Origin of the sequence: Nostoc sp. (assembly GCF_036917275.1) — a bacterium.
In the GTDB taxonomy this organism is placed as follows: Bacteria; Cyanobacteriota; Cyanobacteriia; order Cyanobacteriales; family Nostocaceae; genus Nostoc.
In genome coordinates this window covers 239,044-263,448 of sequence record NZ_JBALDF010000041.1, presented here as the reverse complement: position 1 = coordinate 263,448, position 24,405 = coordinate 239,044, and the positions used below count along the sequence as shown (strand labels likewise).

23 protein-coding genes and 1 pseudogene are annotated in these 24,405 nt (G+C 41.4%); 12 read left to right on the top strand and 12 right to left on the bottom strand.

The genetic code is table 11. The features are described from left to right. Positions 1-91 precede the first annotated feature (91 nt). Positions 92-856, top strand: a complete 765-nt coding sequence (gene cysE, locus V7K35_RS16355) for a serine O-acetyltransferase (RefSeq protein ID WP_335080291.1) — start codon at positions 92-94, stop codon at positions 854-856. Positions 857-1,126: 270 nt separating this feature from the next. On the opposite strand, the gene V7K35_RS16350 is transcribed toward cysE, so the two are convergent. Then, entirely contained in the window at positions 1,127-1,711 is a 585-nt protein-coding gene (locus tag V7K35_RS16350) for an Npun_F5749 family FMN-dependent PPOX-type flavoprotein (protein ID WP_335080290.1), read from the bottom strand. 91 nt (positions 1,712-1,802) lie between these two features. After that, positions 1,803-1,925, bottom strand: coding sequence for a hypothetical protein (locus tag V7K35_RS16345; RefSeq protein ID WP_335077043.1), 123 nt, complete (start codon positions 1,923-1,925; stop codon positions 1,803-1,805). Positions 1,926-1,951: 26 nt separating this feature from the next. Here V7K35_RS16345 and V7K35_RS16340 point away from each other — a divergent pair, with 26 nt between their 5' ends. The 4 genes and pseudogenes from V7K35_RS16340 to V7K35_RS16325 all read left to right on the top strand — a co-directional run. Further along, the gene (locus tag V7K35_RS16340; protein ID WP_335080289.1) at positions 1,952-2,833 is read left to right on the top strand and encodes an isopenicillin N synthase family dioxygenase; all 882 of its coding nucleotides are present in this window, start codon (positions 1,952-1,954) and stop codon (positions 2,831-2,833) included. Further along, positions 2,834-3,961 (top strand): NAD(P)/FAD-dependent oxidoreductase, encoded by a 1,128-nt coding sequence (locus V7K35_RS16335; RefSeq protein ID WP_335080288.1) that lies wholly within the window; start codon positions 2,834-2,836, stop codon positions 3,959-3,961. 335 nt (positions 3,962-4,296) lie between these two features. Further along, positions 4,297-4,512: a hypothetical protein gene (locus V7K35_RS16330; RefSeq protein WP_335080287.1), complete on the top strand. Its 216-nt coding sequence runs from the start codon at positions 4,297-4,299 to the stop codon at positions 4,510-4,512. A gap of 206 nt (positions 4,513-4,718) precedes the next feature. After that, positions 4,719-5,200, top strand: a pseudogene (locus V7K35_RS16325) (ATP-binding cassette domain-containing protein); the annotation flags it as partial. Here V7K35_RS16325 and V7K35_RS16320 read toward each other — a convergent pair. Together V7K35_RS16320 and V7K35_RS16315 are read right to left on the bottom strand one after the other, a co-directional pair. After that, on the bottom strand, positions 5,163-5,903 hold the full coding sequence (locus V7K35_RS16320; RefSeq protein WP_335080286.1) for a hypothetical protein: 741 nt from the start codon (positions 5,901-5,903) through the stop codon (positions 5,163-5,165). The pseudogene V7K35_RS16325 and the gene V7K35_RS16320 sit on opposite strands and share 38 nt — an antisense overlap. A gap of 101 nt (positions 5,904-6,004) precedes the next feature. Next, positions 6,005-6,787 (bottom strand): ABC transporter permease, encoded by a 783-nt coding sequence (locus V7K35_RS16315; RefSeq protein WP_335080285.1) that lies wholly within the window; start codon positions 6,785-6,787, stop codon positions 6,005-6,007. A 149-nt stretch (positions 6,788-6,936) separates the two neighbouring features. Here V7K35_RS16315 and V7K35_RS16310 point away from each other — a divergent pair, with 149 nt between their 5' ends. Together V7K35_RS16310 and V7K35_RS16305 are read left to right on the top strand one after the other, a co-directional pair. Beyond that, positions 6,937-7,542 (top strand): DedA family protein, encoded by a 606-nt coding sequence (locus V7K35_RS16310; protein WP_335080284.1) that lies wholly within the window; start codon positions 6,937-6,939, stop codon positions 7,540-7,542. A 488-nt stretch (positions 7,543-8,030) separates the two neighbouring features. Then, complete coding sequence (locus V7K35_RS16305) at positions 8,031-9,479, top strand: FAD-dependent oxidoreductase (protein ID WP_335080283.1); 1,449 nt, start codon at positions 8,031-8,033, stop codon at positions 9,477-9,479. A 146-nt stretch (positions 9,480-9,625) separates the two neighbouring features. Here V7K35_RS16305 and V7K35_RS16300 read toward each other — a convergent pair whose 3' ends face one another. Continuing rightward, positions 9,626-10,183 (bottom strand): hypothetical protein, encoded by a 558-nt coding sequence (locus tag V7K35_RS16300; RefSeq protein WP_335080282.1) that lies wholly within the window; start codon positions 10,181-10,183, stop codon positions 9,626-9,628. 131 nt (positions 10,184-10,314) lie between these two features. Between V7K35_RS16300 and V7K35_RS16295 the strand changes: the two genes are divergently transcribed. Continuing rightward, positions 10,315-10,905, top strand: coding sequence for a thioredoxin family protein (locus V7K35_RS16295; protein WP_335080281.1), 591 nt, complete (start codon positions 10,315-10,317; stop codon positions 10,903-10,905). A 152-nt stretch (positions 10,906-11,057) separates the two neighbouring features. Here V7K35_RS16295 and V7K35_RS16290 read toward each other — a convergent pair whose 3' ends face one another. The 3 genes from V7K35_RS16290 to V7K35_RS16280 all read right to left on the bottom strand — a co-directional run bounded on the left by V7K35_RS16290 (position 11,058) and on the right by V7K35_RS16280 (position 14,870). Next, a complete protein-coding gene (locus V7K35_RS16290) occupies positions 11,058-11,288 on the bottom strand; it encodes a DUF6737 family protein (protein WP_334795444.1) in 231 nt (76 codons plus the stop codon). 394 nt (positions 11,289-11,682) lie between these two features. Beyond that, entirely contained in the window at positions 11,683-13,719 is a 2,037-nt protein-coding gene (gene ligA / locus V7K35_RS16285) for an NAD-dependent DNA ligase LigA (RefSeq protein ID WP_335080280.1), read from the bottom strand. 86 nt (positions 13,720-13,805) lie between these two features. Beyond that, positions 13,806-14,870, bottom strand: coding sequence for a vWA domain-containing protein (locus V7K35_RS16280; protein WP_335080279.1), 1,065 nt, complete (start codon positions 14,868-14,870; stop codon positions 13,806-13,808). 323 nt (positions 14,871-15,193) lie between these two features. Here V7K35_RS16280 and V7K35_RS16275 point away from each other — a divergent pair, with 323 nt between their 5' ends. Next, a complete protein-coding gene (locus V7K35_RS16275; RefSeq protein WP_335080278.1) occupies positions 15,194-15,496 on the top strand; it encodes a hypothetical protein in 303 nt (100 codons plus the stop codon). Between the two features lie 280 nt (positions 15,497-15,776). Continuing rightward, positions 15,777-16,871 (top strand): DUF3466 family protein, encoded by a 1,095-nt coding sequence (locus V7K35_RS16270; protein WP_335080277.1) that lies wholly within the window; start codon positions 15,777-15,779, stop codon positions 16,869-16,871. Positions 16,872-17,179: 308 nt separating this feature from the next. Here the strand turns inward: V7K35_RS16270 and V7K35_RS16265 are convergent, their stop codons facing one another. The 4 genes from V7K35_RS16265 to V7K35_RS16250 all read right to left on the bottom strand — a co-directional run bounded on the left by V7K35_RS16265 (position 17,180) and on the right by V7K35_RS16250 (position 22,403). Further along, a complete protein-coding gene (locus V7K35_RS16265) occupies positions 17,180-17,875 on the bottom strand; it encodes an SAM-dependent methyltransferase (protein WP_335080276.1) in 696 nt (231 codons plus the stop codon). A 220-nt stretch (positions 17,876-18,095) separates the two neighbouring features. Further along, on the bottom strand, positions 18,096-19,202 hold the full coding sequence (locus V7K35_RS16260) for an iron-containing redox enzyme family protein (protein ID WP_335080275.1): 1,107 nt from the start codon (positions 19,200-19,202) through the stop codon (positions 18,096-18,098). Positions 19,203-19,596: 394 nt separating this feature from the next. Next, positions 19,597-21,435 (bottom strand): peptidoglycan D,D-transpeptidase FtsI family protein, encoded by a 1,839-nt coding sequence (locus tag V7K35_RS16255; RefSeq protein ID WP_335080274.1) that lies wholly within the window; start codon positions 21,433-21,435, stop codon positions 19,597-19,599. 272 nt (positions 21,436-21,707) lie between these two features. Further along, entirely contained in the window at positions 21,708-22,403 is a 696-nt protein-coding gene (locus V7K35_RS16250) for a hypothetical protein (RefSeq protein ID WP_335080273.1), read from the bottom strand. A gap of 492 nt (positions 22,404-22,895) precedes the next feature. On the opposite strand from V7K35_RS16250, the gene V7K35_RS16245 reads away from it, so the two are divergent. Together V7K35_RS16245 and V7K35_RS16240 are read left to right on the top strand one after the other, a co-directional pair. After that, on the top strand, positions 22,896-23,138 hold the full coding sequence (locus tag V7K35_RS16245; protein ID WP_335080272.1) for a hypothetical protein: 243 nt from the start codon (positions 22,896-22,898) through the stop codon (positions 23,136-23,138). Between the two features lie 840 nt (positions 23,139-23,978). After that, entirely contained in the window at positions 23,979-24,311 is a 333-nt protein-coding gene (locus tag V7K35_RS16240; protein ID WP_335080271.1) for a hypothetical protein, read from the top strand. Positions 24,312-24,405: the final 94 nt, after the last annotated feature.

Genomic DNA, 24,405 nt, shown 5'->3' with positions numbered 1-24,405 from the left:
TTCCCAATGCCCAATTCGCAATTTTTACGCGCAACACCTGAAAGGATAATATGGGAGAGTCGCTTGTTGTGCTTTTCGAGGGTGCTATCTCGTGCTATCTATACTACGTGCTGACTTTCGTATCATCTTTGAACGTGACCCAGCTGCCCGTAACTGGTTGGAAGTTTTATTTTGTTACCCTGGTTTGCAAGCCTTGCTATTCCATAGGCTGGCTCACTGGCTTTATACTGTTGGTCTTCCCTTTATTCCTCGCCTGATTTCTCACTTGGCTCGGTTTTTGACTGGAATTGAAATCCATCCTGGTGCAGCAATTGGGCAAAGCGTGTTTATTGACCACGGGATGGGTGTAGTAATTGGTGAAACTGCGATCGTGGGAGACTATACGCTAATTTATCAAGGTGTCACCCTTGGAGGTACTGGTAAAGAATGTGGCAAGCGCCATCCCACTGTGGGTGAAAATGTCGTAGTTGGAGCTGGAGCTAAGGTACTGGGCAATATCCAAATTGGCAACAATGTCCGTATTGGCGCTGGGTCTGTTGTTCTCAGGGATGTCCCTTCTGACTGTACTGTAGTGGGCGTGCCTGGACGGATTATGTATCGTTCTGGAGTTCGGGTTTCACCTCTTGAACATAATAACTTACCAGATTCAGAAGCTCAAGTAATTCGTGCTTTAGTAGACCGAATTGAGGCGCTGGAAGAACAAATACAAACTCTTCAGCGCACCAACTCTTCTGGAAAAACTCTTGTCTTGACAGGTTGTGTAACTTCTAACCAAGCTGATTTCTTACAAAATGCTCCTGTGTGTAACCTTAGAGATAAGGCAATACAGCAGTTTCTAGATGGTGCGGGTATTTAAAGAAAGTTAGGAGTTAAGAGTGAGGAGTGAGGAATAAAAATTATAGATGCTAACTTTGCAGATTCCAAATAGACTTGAAAACAACCTATCCGGCCGCACAGGAATGTTTACCCACTTTGGTAATTACAACTTGATTACCCAGTAGCAAATATACCTTGTTCTTATGAAATAAATGCTTGCGGAAAAATAGCTAGAATAAGGTTGCCCAAGGGATGATGTGAAAGAGAACCGAACTGTATTCTCCCCATTCCCCATTCCCTTTTCAAAAAATTAAGGATTAATTTCTTCACAAAACCATTCTTGATTTTCATCGCGGCGATAAAACTTTCTATTTTGTGGTTCACCTTGCAATTCTAAGTGGTCTACCTGCACTGGGTCGAGTAGCAGTAGACAAAAATTAGACAATGGTTGTACGGGGTTGGGTGCTGGTGGTGCAAAAGCTTCTGGGGTTTCAACTCTAGGTTTACCAGGATGTGGCCAAGCAAATTGTAAACGTGCAGCATCACTCAGTTCTTGCCAAATAGAAATGCGGGCTGGCTGTAAATCCTGGTGAGAATCATCATTTCCTACCAGGGTCAAACAGCCAGTGATGCGGAATTGTTCTCGTGTATTGGGGAAGTACCAGCAAACTTCTGCCCAAGGTTGTTGGTGTATCTGGTCGGCTTTAGCGCTACGGCTATCGATGATAAATTTTAGCTGGTTTGTATCTTCTAGAAAGCCGCGAAAGACTAGGGTACGATTAGCGGGGTGACCGTTCGGCTGCACCGTTGCTAGTTGCAGGTAACGGGCATAAACAAGGCTGCGGTTGCAATCGAGTGCATGAGCGATCGCGCTTCGCCAAGGAGCAAGAGTCATTGTCAAATTCCGTACCTAAGTATTGAGTATACTACTGTTAATAAAACACAAAATCTATAATCATATAGCAGTCCTAAATCATTTGTGAAAATTATATGTCTCTTTCTTCTTTCTTCCCTTTGCGTCCTTGGCACGCCAGTTGCTTCAAGTCGGCACAGCCGCCCAACGCACTGGCTCGTCCTTGGCGGTTCGTTTCATTATCTACATTTTTCACAACTCAGATAGGATTGCTATATATAAATGGTTACAATTCCAGTAATAGATTTAACTGCCTTTACCAATGGCAACACAATAACTCGACAAACTGTTATCAAAATCTATCAAGCTTGCCATGAAATTGGCTTCATGTACTTACAAAATTCAGGAATATCAAAAGACCTAATCAGGCAAGTATTCACTCACAGCAAATATTTCTTCAATTTACCCTTAGAAGTTAAGCAAAAGCAAGCTTGGAGTGATGAGTTTAGTAACACGGGTTATGTTGGTCTTGAAAAAGAACGTCTTGACCCCAACAAACCAGGCGACTTGAAAGAGGCGTTTAATGTAAACAAACAAGCGGCTGTAGACATAGATGCTTCTATTGTCGCCCTTTATGATAGTTGCACAGAACTTGCAAACACGGTACTGCAAGCTTATGCTTTGACGTTGGAATTACCAAAAGATTTTTTTATCACAAGACACAATCAACAAAATCATACGTTGCGCTTACTCCACTATCCCCCATTGCAGATACCACCTAAACCCGGACAGGTGCGTGCTGGTGAGCATTCCGATTATGGCAGTATTACCTTACTTTTCCAAGATGACGTTGGCGGGTTGGAAGTACAGACAGCATCTGGAAATTGGATTGGCGCACCAACAATTCCTGATACTGTGGTAGTTAATACTGGCGATTTAATCCAACGGTGGACAAATGATATGTTTTGCTCAACCAAGCATCGGGTAATGATTCCCAGTGATAATAGGATGAAGCAATCCCGGTATTCTATTGCTTTTTTCTGTCATCCTAATGATGATATAGAAATTGCTTGTTTGGAAAGTTGCCAGAAAGAACAATCGCCTATTTATCCCCCTATTCTTGCGGGAGAATATCTTTTAAATCGTTTACAAGCAACATATTAGATGACAACTTACGATTGGATTGTAGTTGGTGGTGGAATTACGGGTGCTGCACTCGCCTACGAACTGGCTAAAACTGGCTTCTCTGTACTTTTGTTGGAGCAATACAGCAGACCACAGAATGCAACTCGTTATAGTTATGGTGGGCTTGCTTATTGGTCGGGGAATACGCCACTAACTCGGCAATTGTGCGAAGATGCGATCGCGCGTTACCATATCCTATCTCAAGAGTTAGACGCTGATATCGAATTTCGGGAATTAGATTTATTACTAACTATTTCAGCCGCTAGTGACCCAGAAGCAACTGCTGCATCATATAATGATTGTGCTATTCCACCCCGTTTATTGAGTGTCCAAGAAGCTTGTGAGTTAGAACCACTGTTGAATCGAGAGGCGATATCTGGGGCTTTAACTGTCAAACACGGTCATATCCATCCAGAAAAAACAACACAAGCTTACATCCAAGGCTTTCTGCGGGCTGGGGGTGAAATGCAGATTACCCAAGTATTACAAGTGCTGCAAGATGGTGTAAAAACAACTACTGCAACTTTCCACAGTGCTAAGGTTGTCATTTGTGCAGGTGGACTCAGCCGCCAGCTTCTAAAATCTGCTGGTATTCCCATCAAACTGTATTTTACCCACGCAGAAATAATTGAAACCTCGCCCGTTGATGTGCAGTTACGCACCTTAGTTATGCCAGCTAATGTGCAACGGTTTCAACTAGAAGCTGAATCTACTCAAGTTGATGAATTGTGGAATCAACCCGGTAATGAGCCAGTACCGCCAATAATAGATGCGGGTGCGATTCAGTTTCAAGATGGTAGCTTCCGCATCGGTCAAATTAGCCGCGTTCTCACAGATCCTCTTGCCTTGGTAGACTTAGAGGCGAGTGAAAAGTGGCTGCGAAAAAGTGTCGGTGAAGTTTTGCCAGTTTTGGAGAATTTAGCAGGAACTTGGCATCATTGCTTGGTAGCATTTAGTAGCGATCGCTTGCCCTTGATTGGTACTATCCCAGGATTTGAGAGCGTTCATATATTCTCTGGGTTTAGCAATCCTTTGGTGATTATACCACCTTTGGCGAAGCGCTTTGCAACTAATCAACAATTCAAGCGTTCAAATTGTATGGGTTGATGAGAGGATGTTTGAAAAGTCATGATTGATGTATCAAATATTTTTTACCCCACCCTAACCCTCCCCTTTCTAAGGAAAGGGAACTAGATTTCCGGTCTCCCCCCAATACATCGGGGAGCCACTGCGTTGCGGTGAGGCAGTCCGGTCTTGGGGGTTTCCCCCATGAGGAACTGCTGAACCCGAAGGGAGGTTCCCTCCGTTGTAGCAAGTGACGTGGGATTAAGGGGAGTAATTAAAATCACACCTAACCACTTTTCAAACAACCTCTGAGCCGCTACATCGAGAAGCAATAGATTTATTGTTTAGCAAGATAGGATATAGCGGTTCCCATTCAGATGCAGTACAACGTTACATCACGAGGTGTAGGGGCACGGCATTGCCGTGCCCCTACGGGTGTACCTCACGTAAACGATAATTGCTATAAAACCTATTTGTTATGTGATGCTGTAAGTTTTGTGTTAATGCGTAGGCAAGGAATTATGGAGGCATTAACAACTGATAAACACTTTGAGCAAGAAGGTTTTACTCGTTTGTTGCGGTCAGTAGGCTAACATTGCTCTGCTGCTCTTACCTGTGAGCCTATTACGCATCCCAAACTTGAGGTAATTGACCTAGCAAACTTTGGTTTTAAACTTGTAAATTAAGTTTTTGAACTCGAAAACTTAGTTTTGAACTTGAAAACTTAGTTTTGAACTCGAAAACTTAGTTTTGAACTCGGAAATTAGCTTCAAAACTCCTAAACCTATTTTTTGGAACAAGGACAAAGTTAGGAATTGGTTATGTCCCCCAAGGACGAGAAATTATCCCCCGGTTGACAGTCAAAGAAAATCTGTTGCTGGGGTTGGAAGCTAGACGTAAACCAGTAAAAAAAGCAGAAATTCTAGAGGAAGTTTTTAGCTTATTTCCGGTATTAAAAACGATGCTTTCGCGGATGGATGGCGATTTAAGTGGGGACAGCAGCAACAATTAGCGATCGCCCGTGCTTTAATGGGGGAACCTCAATTACTCGTCTCAGATGAACCTACCGAAGGTATTCAACCTTCAATCATCCTAGAAATTGAAGCCGCAGTCCGTCGCATCGTCGAAACCACGGGTATTTCGGTTTTATTAGTAGAGCAACATTTGCACTTTGTCCGTCAAGCTGATTACTATTACGCTATGCAAAAAGGTGGTATTGTCGCCTCCGGTTCCACATCTGAACTCAGCCAAGATGTGATTCAACGCTTTTTAGCGGTTTAATTTTTGATATTTCTATATCAATTGTGTCACTAGCAATCAAGTCTGCTGCTTCTTGTAAAAGCTCAGTTTGTTCTTTTTGAATTGTTTCTAAACGATTAGAAATTTCTGCTAATCGTTGTTGTTTATTTGGTTGAAAACTTTCAGGTAGTAAAGCTGGCAGGTTATCAGTTGTTTTATTAGCTGTGATTCTTTGAATACCAAAGCTACCAACTTTAACTAAGAATAAAAAGCTAACTTGAATTAAAGCTTGAATTAATTTTATTGGTACTTTGAGTATTGACCAACTAGCTGTTTCAATTAAGCGGACAATTGCTTTGATGATGCTCCAAACTAGAGCAAGTGCAAACAGCAAAACCACTATACTAATAATTGGGTGATTAGTCGCCCAACCTAGTATTTGAACTAACTTAAAAAATATCGGGTGTTGTGTCAGCCAATCACTTGCAGAAGACGCGATCGCATCTTTAACTGCTCCCGATGTTGTACTCTTAAATTTATCAGCAGTTTGCCAACTTTGTTCTAAGCTTGTCGTAACTGTATTAATTGCTTTATCAGTCGTTGTAGTGGCTGTTGACTTCAAAGACTCCCCAACTTGTTCTGCTGAATTAGTCAAAGAGTTAACACTTTCATTTACAAAATCTTTCACATTTTGCAAGCGTTGTAAAATTCCATTAGGCAAAGGTACGTCTATTGGAGATGCCATATAACATTTCACCGAGGTTGAAATCAAACCCTTAACCCATCTTTGGGGCGATTAGTGGGAACTAACACACTAACTAAATGAACTACGAATTACGAATTATTTTAACTCGAAGCACTAGTATAAAACCGCAACGCAAATCGCCAAAACCAAGTAGAAGCGAAAAACAACGCTACTGCTAATATTGCCGCACCTATCAACCAACTAATTTCACTCCGACCCAACAGTGCTTGGGCTGGTACAGTAGTTAAAAAAGCTACTGGCATCACAAAGGTGAAGAAAAAGCGGTAAGCAGTGGGATATGCGGCGATAGGATATCGTCCAGCTTCCAACAAACCACTCAACACTTCGGTAACGTTGTATATTTTGACAAACCAGATACTCGTCGCTCCCAACATAAACCACAGGCTGTACAGAATCACCAAGCTGAACAATAACGGCAGCACACCAAATAGATAGTCGTCTATCCCTACACCGAGACGTTTACCTGCGTAGCCAATAATAATACTACCAAAAATTAGATCCGGGAGTCCCCAAGGTGAAAGGGTATGGGTAGAAAGCCAAAACTGACTGCGGATAGGTTTTAATAATATAAAGTCCAAAGTACCTTCTTGGACATGGCGGACAATGCGATTCAAGTTCGACGCTAGAAAAGTAGCAGAAAATCCTTGTAGTAAGGTAAAAATTCCGAGAACTACTAAAGCTGCTTCCCATGACCAGCCACTAAAAGTGTAGCCAGTGCGGTAAAACAAGAATAGTCCAAACAGGCTGCCGAGAAGATTTCCCAAGCTGCTGAAGGTAGCTATGAAAAAGTTAATCCGATACTCTAACTCGGCTGCGATCGCAGCAGTCCAAAATAGTCTTAATACTTTCAAATATCTTTGCATTTTGCACCTTTAACATAAAATATGCTATCCGTAATAACATTTCCCAAGATTACACAATAACTTTACGTAAATTTAATATTACTTTTTATTCAGGAAAATTGCTAAACGTTAAGATGTGGTGGATCTATTGTTGAAAGGTAAGAAATTCTATGCATCTAGATTTACCACAATTGGTTAAATCAATTGGCTACCTTGGGGTATGGGCAATTATCTTTGCTGAATCTGGCTTGTTAATTGGTTTTTTTCTGCCTGGAGATAGTTTATTGTTCACTGCTGGATTTGTCGCATCTCAGAATTTACTGAACATTTGGGTTCTGATTTTTGGTGCTTTTGTTTGTGCAGTTTTAGGTGACAATGTTGGCTATTTTACTGGGCATAAATTTGGCAGAAGACTATTTTCAAAGGAAGATTCATGGTTGTTTCATAAAAAACATCTTGTTAAAACCCAAAACTTTTATGAACAACACGGTAAAAAAACGATTGTTTTAGCTCGTTTTTTACCCATTGTACGGACTTTTGCGCCGATTGTGGCTGGGATTGGTGCGATGCATTATCGCACATTTATGTCTTACAACTTAGTCGGTGGCTTTCTTTGGACATTCGGCATCACCATTTTAGGGTTTTTCTTAGGGAAGTCTCTGCCACCTGAACAGGTAGATAAGTATTTGTTACCGATTATTGGATTAATTATAGTTATTTCTTTAGTCCCATCAATTATTCATGTAATACAAGAAAATAGAGCAAACAAAAGTTGAAGTATTTTTTGTAGCTCCTTAGTAAATGTTTTCTTGTAGAGACTAAGTATATTTATTTACTGAATCCACAAACATCAGAGTTTGAAAAAATGCCCTCATGACCGATAAAGAAAAAATACAGAGCAACTAAATTTATTTATGGGAATTTTTAATTTTGAATTCTCACTAGACCTCTTGCATAAGTCGAATAGACCCCCCTTAATCCCCCCTTATAAAGGGGGGAAACTTGAAATCTTGCTCCCTCCCCTTTAGAAGGGGAGGGTTGGGGAGGGGTGATTCAAGGATTTTTGCAAGAGGTCTACTCACTAAGAAGTTTTCACTGCGTTCAAGATTGGTTGTAGGTGATGAGGAGCGTCACCTGAAGCATCTTCTCCAGTCTACTTTAAGGTTGAGGCTGGGGACTCCCGCGATCCGTTGAAAGGCTAGTTAAATTTTAGAAAATTGTTTAGCCTAGTAATATACCACAAAATTCTTTTGCAAGAGGTCTAATGAATCATTATTACAAGAAAAACGTTGTCATTATGGGAGGAGGCCCGGCAGGATTAGCCACAGCTTTAATGTTAGCGAAAAGAGGTTGGAAAGATATTACAGTTCTTGAAAAAAGACCATCAGCAGATTATTACGAACCAGATAAATCCTTTAGTTATCAAATTGATGGTAGAGGGCAAAAATTAACTGATTTGTTAGAAATAACTGCCAAACTAGCTGATTTAAGTGTCGCTAGTACCGAATTTTATTTGACTATCATTCAAAAAGACGGCACACGTAAAACAACGAAAGTACCCATTGCTGATTCTAAACGCAAGACTGCCTATTGGCTGCCAAGAGCATCTTTTGTGGAGTTACTTTACCAAGAAATTCATCAACATTGGCAAGATTCGATTCAGGTCTTATTTAATACTGAAGGTGTAGAAATTAAACAACATGTAGAGCATTTAGAAATTATTACCCAATCTCAATCTCAAGAAAAATTGAGCTTTATTCCTACTCTGATAGTAGGTTGTGATGGCTTAAACTCTATTGTGCGTGAAACTCTTCATCAAATGGAAGGTCAATCACATTCCTTTGAAATGCAAAAATTTCCTTCTCCTAGTTCCGGTTTAAAATACAAAATTCTCACTTTACCTCCTCAATTTCCCTTATCAGAGTCAGAAGGAGATTTAGCACAAATTACAATGGCTTATGCCATTAGATCTGCTTTTAAAGGGCGTAAAAAAGCAATTTCTCTGGGGTTATTACCCTTTAAAAATCCTCATCAACCAAGAACGGGAAATATTATTACCTACCCAGATCATCAAATCTGGCAATTAAAAACTAAAGAAGAAGTTAAACAATTTTTGAAAGAAGCATTTCCTCAGCTTCCCCTAGAAAAAATTATTTCTCCTGAAGAAATAGCTAGATTTACATCTAGTGATGGGGGTAAATTTCCTATTCCTCAATATTGTTCAGGGTTGTATAAAATTTGGGGAAAACCTGAAGATAACCAAGGAACAGCAGTAATTTTATTGGGAGATGCAGTTCATTGTTTTCCTCCTGATATTGGACAAGGCGTTAATTCAGCTTTAGAAGATGTCTATGAAATCCATGAAATTTTGGCAGCAACTCAAGATAATCTCTCTCAAGCACTTCCTCGCTATGAAAGCTTACGTCAACCAGATATTAAAGCTTTAATCCGTTTAGTACAAATTAGTTATCCTTGGCAATATAATCAAGACCTTTTACAGAAGCGATTATGGAGTATTAACTTCTTTCTGCGCTTACTTTTAAATCGTTTATTCCCTTTTTTATTTAATCCTCATTCCATTTTACTGATTCAGAATCCTGAACTATCTTACTCAGAAATTCTCGCTAAAAGTAATAGAACTACTCAAGTTTTAGGTATTTTAGGAGGATTGGCAATATTGACTTTAATCGTGAATTTTATGACTTACAAATAAAAACCTTTTGGGTTCTAAAAGCAAGTTGCAGTAGGTACGATATTTATTGGTTTTTGAATTGGTGCTGTGGATTGTTAACTACGCCATAAATGTTTATTAATTGCCACGGTGTTTCACTTTTAAGTAAAATCCAACTCTGACGTTAGCTAAGGATTAATCGCAGAATTAGCCATTTTTACCAAAGAAGTGCGATCGCCTGCTTTTAGCCCAACAACATACTGTACACCTTGTTGTCTCCAAGACAAGGTAGCATCTGAGCAACCAGCACCACAAGTAAAATCTACAAAATAGCCAGTGATGCCCTTAGCTAAAGATACAGGTTTACCACTAAGGCGGGGTGTTTTGTGGGTTACAGCTTCAGCAGAAATAACGCCCAAACGACATGCAGAGGCACCATTACAGTCTGGAGTGAAAGCCAGTAAAATCTCATACTTTTTTTGCGTTGCAGCTTCTATAATTGCGTAAATTGGATTTTCCCCATCTGACTCAGGAATGAACTTTGGCAATAAAATCTTAATTTGAGTCTTTTGTCTTAATTTAGGCAGAATAGATTTAAAAACTGGGTGTAGCTGGGTTTTACTCTGCTGCGCTATCAGTTGGGACTGGTTGTTTATAGTGGCGATCGCTGATTTGTGAAAGCTGCTAACGCTGACTAATAAAAATACCGCACACACAGCACTGTTATTTCTGAAGCTTAAAATCATCTTTTAAAACCTATATCATCTAAAGTACTTATTTGTAATACCCATTTTGAGGATCAAATTACGTATTAAAGAGCGCTTGGAGTCAGCTAGACTGAAGAAGAAATTACTTAATAAGTTTTTATAATTTTGTTATGAGTACTGATTCATCTGTTAATTCCCCCGATAAGTCTGAATCCACATTCGGGAAGCGTTTGAGAAACTTCTTGATTGTAATGGTAGCGATCGCTCTAGGCGTTGCCCTGATCTTAGGATTGCGAACTGAAACAACCTCGGTTTCCCTTACCAAATTAAGCGATTCGTCTACACCGCTAGAAGTAGCAATCAGCAACGGCAAACCATCTTTAGTAGAGTTTTATGCAGATTGGTGTACTGTCTGTCAAAAAATGGCACCAGATATCGCTCAATTAGAAACAGAGTATGCTGACAAGATGAATTTTGTCATGCTGAATGTGGATAATACAAAGTGGCTACCAGAGATGTTGAAATATCGGGTAGATGGGATTCCCCATTTTGTATTTTTAAGTCACCAAGGGGAAACCATAGCCCAAGCGATTGGTGATCAACCCCGGAAGATTATGGCTAGCAACTTAGAAGCTTTGGTTACTGGTTCGTCTCTCCCCTATGCTGAAGCTAACGGGAAAGTTTCCAAATTTTCAGCCCCAGTAGCACCAACAGCTAGTCAAGATGATCCCCGCAGTCATGGCAGCCAGGTGGTAAATTAGCAAAAACAACAGGATCTTGAAGTTTGGGGGATAAAAAGGAAATCCAAAGCAGGCGGACTTTTTTAATGCGATCGCCCCAAAACTTCACTTTTAATGTCAGTAAAATAATTTTATCTCTTTGGAGCAATTTACAGTAACATATCAAGTTCAAACTAGTCTTTATACGACTCCAAAATACCACTGCGAATCATTAGTTGTGGCCAAAACAATACAAAAAATCCCATCCACGTCACTACAGGAATAGAGACGAGAACTGTTAGCCAGATAGTTTTAAATATTAACCAGCTACCACCAATCAGTGTTACACCTGTGAGAACTATAGACCACGGTTGACACCACCAAGGTTTGTAATTCCAGGGACTTACGGGCTTTTGTTCAGACATTGGTTTTATTTAATAAAACTCCAAATTTTGCTTTTACAATTTTTAGGATAAATGCAGATAAATTCAATGGTATTACTATAGCGCTTATCGTTTGTATGCAATACATTTTTACCTCACTTCTAAAACGAGTGAGGCTTTGAATCTTACCCCCTAACGTTACCTGACTTTTCAGGTATCTGGAAAACCTCACTTCCATTTCTCTCTTCCTTTAAGGAGAGAGACTTTGAATTTTCCCCCTTCCCGTGTCGGGAAGGGGGTTAGGGGGTTAGGTTTTTCGTGGGCTTTTCCACATGACTTGAATTGTCAGCTAACGCTACAAGGGTTGGGGGAGAGGTGTAAATCCTGTCCTTAACCCAAGCGTATTGTGATCTGAGTGTGACTTGCCAAATATGCATCAATCCTCAAGCATCTCCAACAACTGCACCTCGCTTAACTGCACAATTCCAAAAGATAGCGCTTTTTCTAATTTAGAACCTGCATCTTCTCCTACCACCAAATAATCTGTTTTTTTACTTACTGATTCAGTAACTTTCCCACCAGCTTTTTGAATCAAAGCCTTCGCATCATCTCGCTTTAAGGTTGGCAATGTTCCCGTAATTACAAAAGTTTTACCTGCGAACTTTTGATTACTATCACCAACTGTTTTTGTTTCTTCTGTGGCAGTTAATTGCAATCCTTCTACTTGTAAGCGTTCTATTAACCTTTGGTTGGCATCAATCCGAAACCACTGATACACAGATTGGGCAATTTCAGCACCGATACCATAAATTCCTTCAATATCTGATTGCTTTGCTGTCGCTAACTCGTCTACAGTGAAATATTTTTGAGTCAACAATTGGGCATTCACGCTGCCAACGTGACGGATGCCTAAACCATACAATACCCTTGACCAAGGTTGGTTTTTTGATTGAGCGATCGCATCTACCAACTTTTCTGCTGACTTTTGCCCCATCCTTTCCAATGCACACAATTTCTCTGCTGTCAACTCATACAAATCGGCAACAGAATGCACCAAATCTTTATCAACGAGTTGATATACCAACTTTTCGCCTAAACCTTTAATATCTAAGGCATCACGACTTACCCAATGTTCAATGGAACCTTTAAGAATCGCTGCACAGGAAGCATTGACGCACCGAGTTACCGCCTCACCTAATTCTCGCACCACTGGTTGACCGCAGACTGGGCAATGGGTGGGCATAACGAAGGGTTCAGTGTCAGCAGGGCGAAGTTCTTTGATTACCCTCACCACTTCTGGGATGATTTCCCCAGCTTTGCGGACGATGACAGTATCGCCAACGCGGATATCTAATTGAGTAATGCGATCGCTGTTATGTAAAGTAGCGCGAGAAACTGTTGTTCCCGCCAGTTGCACAGGGCGCATCTCGGCTAACGGCGTTAACGCCCCCGTTCGTCCCACATTCACAGCAATATTTTCTACACGAGTGGGTGCTTCTTCGGCTGCGTACTTCAAAGCGATCGCCCAGCGAGGGAATTTCTGCGTAAACCCTAGCTGTTCTTGAAGTTTAAAAGAATTCAGCTTTACTACTACCCCATCAGTCATGTAGGGTAAATTTAGCCGTTCCGTATCCCAGTATTCATAATATTTTGCCACTTCTGCGATCGGGGCACACAATTTATGGTTGGGGTTGACTCGAAAACCCATCTTTTCTAATAACTCCAATGCTTCCCATTGGGTATTGGCAATACTGGCGTCATCTCTACCAGGAATGTGCAAGGTGTAGCCAAAGAAATCTAATCGCCGTTTAGCGACAATGCGCGAGTCTAGTTGCCTGAGTGTACCAGCTGCGGCATTACGGGGATTGGCAAATAATTGCTCACCTGCTTTTTGTCTTTCCTCGTTAATTTGTTTAAATACTTCCAACGGTAAAAACGCCTCGCCCCGTACTTCTACCCTTTCTAGAATTTCTAACCCTTCAAAATTCAAACGCAAGGGAATTGAGCGAATTGTCCGCACATTTTGGGTGATATCTTCACCTGTCGCCCCATCACCCCTAGTTGCACCCCTAACTAGAATGCCATTTTGATAGGTAAGAGCCAAAGCAGAACCATCAATTTTAAGTTCACTGACATATTCCACCGAGTCTATTTTCGGTACTTGTCGCCGCCAACGATGATCCCAGGCTTGCAACTCATCAATATTAAATGCATTCTCCAGACTGTACAGAGGGATATTATGTCGCACCGAGGTAAACGGGGTATGCTTAAGCTCACCCACGCGCGCAGTCGGACTATCGGGAGTCGCCAATTCTGGATATTGAATTTCCAGTTGTTGCAATTCTCGATATAGCTGGTCATAGATTGCATCCTCCATAATTGGAGCATCTAAAACGTAATAAGCATAGCTGGCTTGTTGCAATAACTGGCGCAGTTCTTCTGTACGTTTTACTTCCGGCTTAATCTGGGTCATTAGACTTATTACAAAATACCTAGCGAATAGAATAGCCTGCATCAGCAGGCTTTGTTTGGGTAGCCGCGACTTGTAGTCGTTGGGATTTAGCGATCCCAGTCTTCGACTTCATATAAAAATCGAGTTTTGCCAATCAGTTTACGATTAGCAGAGGTACTTTGGACAAACACAACATACTTTTCTAGGTTACTAGGTTTAATCCGAATCGTTGCATCCATCGGTAGACCTAACATTTCTCGTGCAGCGCCTCCTTCAAATAAATCACCCGTTCCCCGATCCATTAAAATAATTTCTTTTTGAGCCTGGATAGTTTCTGTTTTTGTGAATTCGTAGAAACCCCGCCCAACTTTAAAACTTAAACCATTTTCTAATACAAACGCTTTAATTGAAATCTCTTGTTCAACCTCTAAAATTTGGAAACGCCCCGGAGAAACTGCTCGTAAATCAGCCGATTCGTAATAGGATGTTGCTTCCCGCTTCATCATGGTGTTAAATATTTTATTTAACCCCCGGCTCATGCGTCCTTGATCAATTACTTCTTGTTCATAAGCTTGTAGCTGATCGTTAGAAGATTGTTGGTAGCAAACTGCTAAAAACAAATCACTAATATACGAAAACTGGTCTAAGTTGATATGAAAACCGCCAGACTTTTCTGCAAGTTCTTGATAAAAAGGACTAGCATGAGGGCGATTGAGTGCTTGAACTCCGTAAACTGTAATTTCTGCCTCAGCTAATTTATCTAACTCTTTGCGCCAATTTAGTTTTTTCGGATTGTGTGCTGGAGGGTGGGGAATATCATCGCCAATCAAAACCAATGATTTTGTTGCTGATTTTGACCAAGATAAAGATTGGGATTCATGTAATACTAACTCGTAACATTCTGGTGCATCTCCACCACCAGTAGGTGCAACATTTTGCACAAAATCACAGATAGCATCAACATCACCGGATATATTAAATGTTTTGGTGACATAAGTTGAGCCTTCATCGCAGTAGTCACCATGAGCAATAATCCCAATTTTAATTAAGGGAATTTCGTCTATCAGTCTGGTAACAGTATTTTTAATTTTTCGCCGTACCTGGGTAAGGCAAGGGTACATACTCCCAGTTGTATCAAAACTGAAAACAATCTCAATATTATTACTTGTCATCCGCTCACCTAAATTAATATTTAATTTTTAACTTACAAAATTACAAATGGCACGCAATTATGGTTAAAAATTTTACACGTAAGCCCCCAATTATGATTGCTCACCGAGGCGCTAGTACCGCAAGGCGGAAGTCAAAAGTCAAAAGTCTTATGGAATGAGCTTTTTAGATATTAGACCTCTTGCATAAGTCGAATAGACCCCCCTTTATCCCACGCCACTTGCTACAACGGAGGGAACCTCCGCAACGCAGTGGCTCCCCGATATATTGGGGGGAAACTTTAAATCTTGCCCCCTCCCCTTCATAAGGGGAGGGTTGGGGAGGGGTGATTCAAGGATTTTTGCAAGAGGTCTATTTTAAATGGTTGCTCTATTTCCGCCGTGGCGTACTAGTGGTTATTGTCCAGATACATACTGCTGCCTATAAATTAGCGATACCTGCGGCGGGCTGCGCCTACGCACTGGGCGCTGATCATATTGAATTCGGGCAGTTGTTTATTGAATTCGGGCAGCCGTTTATTGAATTCGGGCAGTCGTTTATTGAATTCGGGCAGTCGTTTATTGAATTCGGGCAGTCGTTTATTGAATTCGGGCAGTCGTTTATTGAATTCGGGGGGGAATGTTTATAGAGACAGCAGTGGGAAATTGCATAGACGCGAAGCGGCTTATCGCCAGACATCGCCAACATCTTTAGTCATCGATGCTCATGCAGTTGGTTTGTTAGTTCATGTCTGGACTTTCGCAATGAAGACTATTTTTTACATTAGGTGTTGATGACGTATTTAGCGACTACCCAGATACGGCAGGTTTTCACTCTACTGTTCAGTGGTAATTTAGTAGGGGAATAAAAAATCATGGAAAAGTCACATGCTTTTACTTAAGTGGAAATCCTGTATAACAGCAATAACCTTGACTGCAATCAGTCTCACTGCATCCAAGTCAGTATTGGCGGCATCACTATACTCAGTTACTGACTTAGGCGCTCTTACGGGACAAGCCTTCAGTTATGCTACAGGCATTAATGACTCAGGTGAGGTAGCCATTAATTCTTTGACGAGTTCTTTTTTTTACAGCAATGGTTCAGTTAAAAAAATTAGTCCCCTACCTGGCGATAATCAACTTGGAGTAACCGGTATCAATAACTTGGGGCAAGTAGTTGGTAATTCGGTTGGTAATAATAACTTTACTGGAAATGACCCTTTCCTATATAGCAATGGCATCACCCAACCCCTCGCTATCCAAGACGCTATTCCTTATGCGATTAACGATCGCACCCAAATAGTAGGGGGATCGAGCAAACTTGGGCCTTTCTTGTACAGCGATGGTATTGCAACCAGCATCGGAACTCCTGGTACTGTTGCCTACAGTTTAAATAACTTGGGACAAGTAGTGGGCATTCTGAATACAAACACAGCTTTTCTGTACGAAAAGGGCCAAACTACTAATTTGGGAACTTTGCCAGATGATGCGTACAGCGTAGCAAATGATATTAATGACTCAGGACAAGTGGTAGGTAGTTCTGGACTTACGGGAGTAGATGATGGTAATGCTTTTCTTTACAGTTCCAGTACGGGACTCCAAGACCTCGGTAGGTTACGTCCTACAGATTTGTTCAGTGCTGCTATAGGGATCAATAATTTAGGTCAAGTAGTCGGGTTTTCTGGCACTAACAATGACTTTTATACACCAAATGGCAATGGTTTGCGGGCTTTTCTTTACAGTGATAACACTCTGTACGACTTAAATGACCTGATTGCTCCTGGTTCAGACCCTGGTTTTACTTTGACAGCAGCATCTGCTATTAATAATAATGGACAAATTGTTGGTCGTGGTGCAGTTAATGGTGAATTACACGCCTATCTCTTGACACCAACCTCATCTGTCTCTGTAGCTGAACCAACTTCAGGCGTTTCTATTTTGTCGTTCGGTGCTATCGTAACTTTATTTGCAGCGCTCAAGCGCAAAGGTCACTCTAGCAGTACAGCCATACAACAAACAAGTTAATGCAATAACCTCAGGTAAACAAAGTGATTACTTGAGAATATAATGGATTTATTTAATATCGCGTAATTCTCCTTCCTGCAAAACGCTAAGGAGAACTACGCGATGCTTTCTGCAAAATACGTTTACGTGATTGCTCCAAAACTAAAAGTGAAAAGCGATGTCTACAATGGGCTATTTAGCGTCGCACCTATGCAAATTTAGTGACTGAATCATGTTTAAAAGATATTGCTAAATATATACATAGGCGGTTGACATTTAGAAAAACTCACTATTTCATAGACACAAGACTGGGAAGTTGTTCTCAATTTTCACAAACTAGTTATTACCTGAGCTAATTGATTAGATAAATCAACTACAGAATCTTGGCATTTTTTAAATAAAACGCCAGCTAAAAAATAATAATCGCCAGAATAAAAGGCCATTTTATTTTTTCGGAGTTCTTCTATGTGTTTCTTTACTTTAGGATCAGAGCTATAATAGCCAAATTCCAAAGGTAACACCATGAACTTCTGAACACAATATCCATTTTCTTTTGCTAGGTTCAGCGTGCTTATAGGATTAGAAAAGCTAGATATTAAAACCAACACATTTTCATAACCTAATGACAAAAGCTCATTGGTAACTGTGGCTCCATCTACGCCCCCAAATAAGAGTGGCATATAAATATCATTATCTGGTGCAGGGAGATATGGTGGATTCGCTACAAGATACTCTGCTTCAAGTTGAGAAGAATTAAACAAAGATGAATTATGGATTATGTATTTATTAGTGAGATTATATTCATCAATGGTTGAATTGGCGACTTTCCATGCAGAAGTATTTAATTCAAATCCCTGAATTACACCATTAAACTTGTTTCTTAATAAGGAATTGATTACAGGACTACCATCCCCTGAGCCAAACTCCACAATAGATTCGGAATTTTTACAATTTCTGATCACAAAGCTTTCTAAGCAGTGAGAGTAGAAATTAGATTCTTCAGGGCAAAAAAAGATATCTTTCATTTGACTACAATTCAATGTGTAAGGTATAATCAATGTGATAGAAGGTTATTTAATACCTTTAATTAAGGCAATAAATAACAGTTCCTTTAGTGAAGAATTCTCACTAAAGAAATTGGGTTATAGGTGGATTTGCAATAAAATGATTTAGAAATTTGAAATTAGAAATGCTAGAAAGAATCTGCCATTTTTAATTCCTAATTTTTTAGATTACTCACAAGAGTCAGACGGCTTGTTCTGCTTCGCGGATTGATCGCACAACAGCAGCAGCGGCGCGATCGCCCATTAGTTTCTCCTGGTCATACCCAAGCACCAGTTCCCATGCATCATTGGGATATCGTTCTGCTAAAGGTAAAGCCACATCATCCAACATCCAACGACCGTGGCGTTCATCTTCTTTGATGTGCAGTTCCCAATAACCCATCGCCGCCTCAGAGAGTCCCAGTCGTTGCGCCGCCGTCAGATAGTTTCTGTAAGCCGCAGGCCCAGCCACCTCAAAATAAGTCAATCCGCCACTGTAACGGAGGAAATAGCGTTTGCGATCAGTGGTCAGAAAGCTATGATTAGCGCAAGCTAGAACTTCCCAAGGTACTAAATCGAAATATCCTTCTGGTTCGGTGTTCATCCCAAACTCAGCCAGCATTTGAGCAAAAAATGTCGAGTGCTTGCGAGATAAACGACCATTGCCGTATTCTTCTAGTAATACTCGCACCAGCGTACATTGCATTTCATTAGCAGCACCACCCAATACGTAGCAAAGGCGACTACCTTCTACTAAACCATCAAAAGAACCGATCGCTAGTAAGTGACGATAGCCAACTTCTGTCATTTCCTCACGAATGTAGCGACTACTCTCCGATAAAGCCGGATTTAAATCGGCAGATGCACGCTCAATTAAAGCTTGTCTTACATCTAATTTTTGGAGTGCAGCCACATCGATTTGTGCCAATTCCCACTTTTGCCAAGCAGCTTCAATTTGGTCACGACATGAGTACAAGTAAGGCGATCGCTCATTGGTATAGTGCTGCAAATCGTCGTACCAAAACAGCTTTAGCCGATTAATTCGATAAAGTATCCGCTGGAGAAAACGGTGAGCCTGTTCATCAGAGCGATCGTTTTTATAGGCGGCGTGAATTGCTATAGAGAGCGTTTGTTCAAACTCACTGGCTCTTGCAGGTTTTAGATCCAGTTGATTGTCCAAATCCTCCATTGCTAGCAGTTCTATAAATTGTTCCTCAGCACGGTTGTACTTGGTAATTGTTCTTTCTTCTGTTTGCGTGCTCTTTTTCGCAGCCCCAGCGTTAGGAAATATAACTAAATTGCTTTGCATGGAATCTTCGGTAGCTTTGCAAAAGTGAGAAATTAATTTCACCTATAGTACATAAGTTTTCATATAAGTAGCTTTGTCTACATCTTTCCCAGGTTATAAAGAAAAGATTAAGTTTAGAAGAGTACAGGGCATAGAGCATTGGGCATTGGGCATGGAGAATGAGTCTTTTATACTCGTGAATGAGTCTTTGAACTCCGTGAATGAGTCTTTGATACTCGCCGACGAGTCTTTTATACTCGCTGACGAGTCTTTTATACTCGCTGACGAGTCTTTTATACTCGTGAATGAGTCTTTGAACTCCGTGAATGAGTCTTTGATACTCGCTGACGAGTCTTTGATACTCGCCGACGAATCTTTGAACTCCACTCCTCTGCTCCCCTGCCCCTGCCCCTCCCTACGGCGCTTTCGTCTGTTGCTCAATCTCCTTACTTGGCGGAATCTCCTCAAGAGGAATCAGAGCTTCAATCACCGACTTCACAATTGGGGCGGCGACAGTAGAACCATAGGCACTTTCTCCTTTTGGCTCATCTACCAGTGCAAACACTACATAGCGAGGAGATTCCACTGGCAAAATAGCCACGAAGCTGGTCATTCTAGCACCCTTGATGTACCCGCCATTAGGACTAGCTTTTTGGGCTGTACCAGTTTTACCAGCAATCCGATATCCCGGAATTTGTGCCGCCTTCCCACTACCCTCAGTAACAACAGTTTCCATCATTTGCACAACCTTTTGGGTTGTTGCAGCTGAGAAAATTTGGCGGGGGATGGTGCGAGGAGGTGAATCATGCATCTGCCCTTTGCTATCAATCAGCCCCCGAACTACATGGGGTGTGACCAATTTACCGCCATTGGCTAAAGCACCGTGCATTTGCACTAGCTGTAACGGTGTCATGGAAAAGCCTTGTCCAAAGGAAGTAGTAGCTGGTTCAATTGGCGAAGCGATAAATTCTTCTTGACTTTTGAGCCGACCGCCAACTTCAAAAGGTAAATCTGTATCAACTTTTTGTCCTAGCCCCAAGCGTTCTAGCCAGTTGTAATAGATTGAAGGCTTTAAGCGTTGGATAATTTGCACCATGCCAATGTTGCTGGAATATTGCAAAATCTGAGCGATGCTGATTCGCCCATTAGCATTACTCATCGCATTTTTGATGGTGTAATTAGCGACTTGAATAGAACCGGAGTCATTAAACATATCATCTGGTTTGATGACACCATTTTCCAGAGCGATCGCCACATTCAAAGGCTTGAAAGTCGATCCCGGTTCATAAAGATCCGCCACTGTCCAGTTTTTAAATAGCGAGATATTAGCTTTAGAGTATTCATTAGGGTTATAGTTAGGCTGAGAAACCAGGGCCAGTAAGGAACCATCCAACGCATCCATCACAATTACCGCTCCCCGCTTGGCGTTAAACTTCTCCATCTGTTGTTTAAGCGCAACGCGAGCAATTCGTTGTAGACGGCTATCGATAGTGAGTTGCAGTTGCAAATCATCAAAATGTAGAAAACCTTCAGGCGCGTGATCCGGCATCAAGTCCCCATTACCTGACCGACTGAGCCGTACCGTTTGCACAGGACGTTCTAGCAACTTCTCTTGAGAGTATTCCACACCTGCTTGACCACGACGGTCAAGATTCACATAGCCCACTACATCAGCAACCAAATCATCTGGCGGGTAATATCGAGAGTATTTTTGAATCCACTCCAAGCCATTTAAGCGCAAAGAGATGACGCGATCGATCATTTCTTCGGGTAAGTCTGGGGCAAGTATAATTCCGCTTCTTTTGCTTTGAAAAGTTTTTACTAATTCAGCAGTATCCTTTGCCAATATTGGGGCAAGTCGCTCTGCCATATCTTCATTAGACTTATCAAATAGCTTGGGATGAGCGTATAAAGTATATACAGGACGGTCAATCGCCAACAAATTACTATTGCGATCGACTACCGGGCGACGGGGCATAAAAGGTCGCAAATTCACCATTTGCTGGTTTCGCGCCTGTTCTGTTAACTTTGCTCCTCGAACAATTTGCAGGTTATACAAGTTGACACCTAACCCCAACCCTGCTGCCATTAATGCGCCCCAGACTATAAACAGTCGAGACTTAGTATTGGATGTTTGGTCTTGGATCTTAGAGGCAAGTGTCCCCAACAATCCTCGTTTAGAACCCTTCTGTCGCCTTGTGAATGCTGGATTCCGAAACTTTCTGAATTTTATTTTGCTTGGTGATTTTTGCATTGCCCTACTCAGTAGCAAATTGCTTTTCGGAATCAAGAGTCAAGGGTCAAAGTTAGTTACTCTCAACTTTGAGCTTTGACTCCTAAAAGTGGCAATTTTAGATTTTGAATTTTTGGATTGAAAGAAAAATTTAAAATCTAAAATCTAAAATCTAAATAGGACTTACGCAAAAATTGCCAAAAAGCTTAATTTATCGAACCGCCAAGACGCCAAGAGCGCCGAGAATTCGTAGAGTGTGCGTAAGTCCTACTAAAATTGAATGACTCCTAACCTTAATACCCCAGTGGCGAGAGTGTTTGCTGTTGTGTTTCAGAATTCGGCGTTGTGTTAGACGATGCTGGCTTCGGACTATGAGATGCTGGAGGCAAGAAAATCATTCCTTGAGGAGTCGGCGATACCAGTCCTGTTGCTGGTTGTTCTGCTTCATCAGCCATTTTATTTGTCAGCGTCGCGTTAGTAGTCGTTAGCAGCCGCTCATGACGTTGGAGGTTTTGCAGTCTGCGATATGACTGACTCCAAAGCTCTTGAGAATATACCGTCCAGCCATAAACAGCAAGTGTCGATGCTACTAACAACAACGCCAAAGCTGACGAATAACGATCAAAGATGTATAAGCGCAGCAACCATAACGGTGCCGCTCCAGAATTAGGCATTATGGGAAGGCGAAGAAAACCTACCCTCGGAGTCTTCTGGTTCGCACTCGACTGCTGATTGAGATTTGGCAGTTGTTTACCCAACTCTTTCACCGATTTAGGCAAAACTGCCTCATTTGTGGGAGAAACCGTGAAACTTTTCGAGGAACGCTGTTGTCTTTGAGAAAATACTGGTGCAGCTTGGGCAGCGGGTGTAGAAGCGCTCCGTGCTGCTGACTCCAGACGCAAAGAACGTCGCCTCCCTAAAGAAAGGATAGAATTTCGCCCGAACCAAGTACCTCTTGTAGAAACAGCAGATTTACGAGCAACTACCATAAATTTTTTTAGATGGGAAATATTGTACTTTAGATTGATTGTCTGTTTTTGCTAAGGTTAAAATCGCCTTCTGTGCAGCGCACATAACACACTACACCCTTTTAACTGTTCTGATAGGTAGCTGTACCAATGTTTGCATCCTCTAGATATTGCAACGTTTGCAATCAGCGATTAGCAACTGGACAGCTTGCCCTTTAAATATCGCACCTAAAGTATGGCAACGTAGGGTAGCAAAATGCAATACTCCGTGAAAAAAATAAAATTTTTTGTTATGGTAGCTCGGTTTGCTAGAAAATTTGGGAATTTCCGTTTTGCTCCTGAGTTAAAAGAAACTAATCAGATGGCTGTATAATACCTAATCTGAAAAAAATACCCCAAAAGATTGTTTTTTTTAAGTATGTAATCTCACAGCATTTAAAAAAAAGCAATAAATACGGTATCGTATTCAACAGGTGAAAAATTGTTCTAGCCAAAATTGGTGAAAGAGGAGTTATGAAAACAAAAATCTTTGGTTTGGCAGTAATGTTAAGTCTGGCGACAATTCTCGGAGCCTGTGAAGGCGGTGGTGATGGTGCTGGTACTACCACTAGTACTCCAGCTGCTACAGGTGAACCAACTGATGCACCTGCTGCTGGGTCTAGCCCTAGCGTTACTCCCCTAACTACTCCCCTAACTACTCCCGCAGCTACTCCCGCAGCTACTCCCACTACTAAACCCACTGCTAGTCCTAAATAAGGCACCCTAAGCTTTAGTCGGACTTACGCATACTTTACGAATTATTCTCAACTCTTGGAAAGGCTGTGCCAACGAGACCCTCCGCGTTGGCGCAGCCTCTGGTAGAAAAGGCGCTCTTAGCGTCAACTTTTTACCAGAGGCTGCACGTTTTCTCTAGCGTCTGGTAGAGAAGGCGGTAGCCTGGGGCAAGCTACTACCTATGTACGATATAGTTAAGCTTTTTAGCATATTTTTGCGTAAGTCCTGTTTAGTTTAAATCATGCCAAAAACAGCTTAACGATAAGGCTCATCACCACATAGCTTGAATTAATTAGGTTCACGTAAAAACCTGCATGTTTTCTATTGGTATATCACAGCCTAAAGTTTGCTCAAACATCAGTTAAGTAAGGCAACCAGTAAAGGATACTGTTGATGAAGATTCCCTCCTCAACCAAGTGTCCGCCTGAAATTCTCACCTGACCGAACCTTGTTCCAAATCCAAGGGAGTTGAGTTATGTAAATCTAAGCGAGCTTGTGGGCAAGGTTGTTTGCCTCATTTGGTGTTTGGAATGGCTTAGACTCCTGAGTTTTGAGAGGACAAAAGAATTCATTGCGATCGCTGGCAATTACTCAAGAGCATTCACTGTAGTCTATTCCGTATCAGAAGAGACCTGGTAATGTCCCCTGATATTGCCAGATTTTTATTGGAAAAATTCTAATCTCTAGTTTTAAAATTGGGCATGGGGGAGCCACTACGTTGTTCGGGTTTCCCGGCTTGTACCCCTACAGAGAAGCAAGTGGCATCATGGGGCATGGGAACAAACAGATATTTCATCCTGCGTTGTGAACGCAGTCTAGAAGATGGGGAGAGTAAAAGCGAGAAAGGCGATAAAATTATTGAGTATAATTGTAACTAGTGCAATGTTGGTTGGATTAAGTAGCCATTGGGAATCAGCAGTAATAGGATTACCGCCACCAGAGGATACACCAGAAGAAATATTACGGACAAAGATTATCATAGAAGCGCGATCGCCTATTGATGGAAAATTCCTAACAGCTGCCGAATACGCCCAATTGCAAGCGCAGCTGCAAGAAGCCCCGCCACCAAAACTAGACCCCAAAATTCGGGAACAGATTTTCTTGCTTCGCCTACGTAAAACATTATTGCAGTTTTTCCCATTTTTAAATTTTTGATAAATTACTTAAGGGTTAAAAGTCAAGAGCTTTCCCCCATCTTCCCCAATCCCCAGTCCTCATGCCCCAAAAAGATTGATGACTCATTCTGAGG

Bases quoted from the DNA above. Each gene is read 5' to 3' on its own strand.
- V7K35_RS16350 (WP_335080290.1), bottom strand. From the start codon at position 1,711: ATGACTCTTGCTCCTTGGCGAAGCGCGATCGCTCATGCACTCGATTGC.
- V7K35_RS16340 (WP_335080289.1), top strand. From the start codon at position 1,952: ATGGTTACAATTCCAGTAATAGATTTAACTGCCTTTACCAATGGCAAC.
- V7K35_RS16335 (WP_335080288.1), top strand. From the start codon at position 2,834: ATGACAACTTACGATTGGATTGTAGTTGGTGGTGGAATTACGGGTGCT.
- V7K35_RS16330 (WP_335080287.1), top strand. From the start codon at position 4,297: ATGCAGTACAACGTTACATCACGAGGTGTAGGGGCACGGCATTGCCGT.
- V7K35_RS16320 (WP_335080286.1), bottom strand. From the start codon at position 5,903: ATGGCATCTCCAATAGACGTACCTTTGCCTAATGGAATTTTACAACGC.
- V7K35_RS16315 (WP_335080285.1), bottom strand. From the start codon at position 6,787: ATGCAAAGATATTTGAAAGTATTAAGACTATTTTGGACTGCTGCGATC.
- V7K35_RS16310 (WP_335080284.1), top strand. From the start codon at position 6,937: ATGCATCTAGATTTACCACAATTGGTTAAATCAATTGGCTACCTTGGG.
- V7K35_RS16305 (WP_335080283.1), top strand. From the start codon at position 8,031: ATGAATCATTATTACAAGAAAAACGTTGTCATTATGGGAGGAGGCCCG.
- V7K35_RS16300 (WP_335080282.1), bottom strand. From the start codon at position 10,183: ATGATTTTAAGCTTCAGAAATAACAGTGCTGTGTGTGCGGTATTTTTA.
- V7K35_RS16295 (WP_335080281.1), top strand. From the start codon at position 10,315: ATGAGTACTGATTCATCTGTTAATTCCCCCGATAAGTCTGAATCCACA.
- V7K35_RS16290 (WP_334795444.1), bottom strand. From the start codon at position 11,288: ATGTCTGAACAAAAGCCCGTAAGTCCCTGGAATTACAAACCTTGGTGG.
- ligA (WP_335080280.1), bottom strand. From the start codon at position 13,719: ATGACCCAGATTAAGCCGGAAGTAAAACGTACAGAAGAACTGCGCCAG.
- V7K35_RS16280 (WP_335080279.1), bottom strand. From the start codon at position 14,870: ATGACAAGTAATAATATTGAGATTGTTTTCAGTTTTGATACAACTGGG.
- V7K35_RS16265 (WP_335080276.1), bottom strand. From the start codon at position 17,875: ATGAAAGATATCTTTTTTTGCCCTGAAGAATCTAATTTCTACTCTCAC.
- V7K35_RS16260 (WP_335080275.1), bottom strand. From the start codon at position 19,202: ATGCAAAGCAATTTAGTTATATTTCCTAACGCTGGGGCTGCGAAAAAG.
- V7K35_RS16255 (WP_335080274.1), bottom strand. From the start codon at position 21,435: ATGCAAAAATCACCAAGCAAAATAAAATTCAGAAAGTTTCGGAATCCA.
- V7K35_RS16250 (WP_335080273.1), bottom strand. From the start codon at position 22,403: ATGGTAGTTGCTCGTAAATCTGCTGTTTCTACAAGAGGTACTTGGTTC.
- V7K35_RS16245 (WP_335080272.1), top strand. From the start codon at position 22,896: ATGAAAACAAAAATCTTTGGTTTGGCAGTAATGTTAAGTCTGGCGACA.
- V7K35_RS16240 (WP_335080271.1), top strand. From the start codon at position 23,979: ATGGGGAGAGTAAAAGCGAGAAAGGCGATAAAATTATTGAGTATAATT.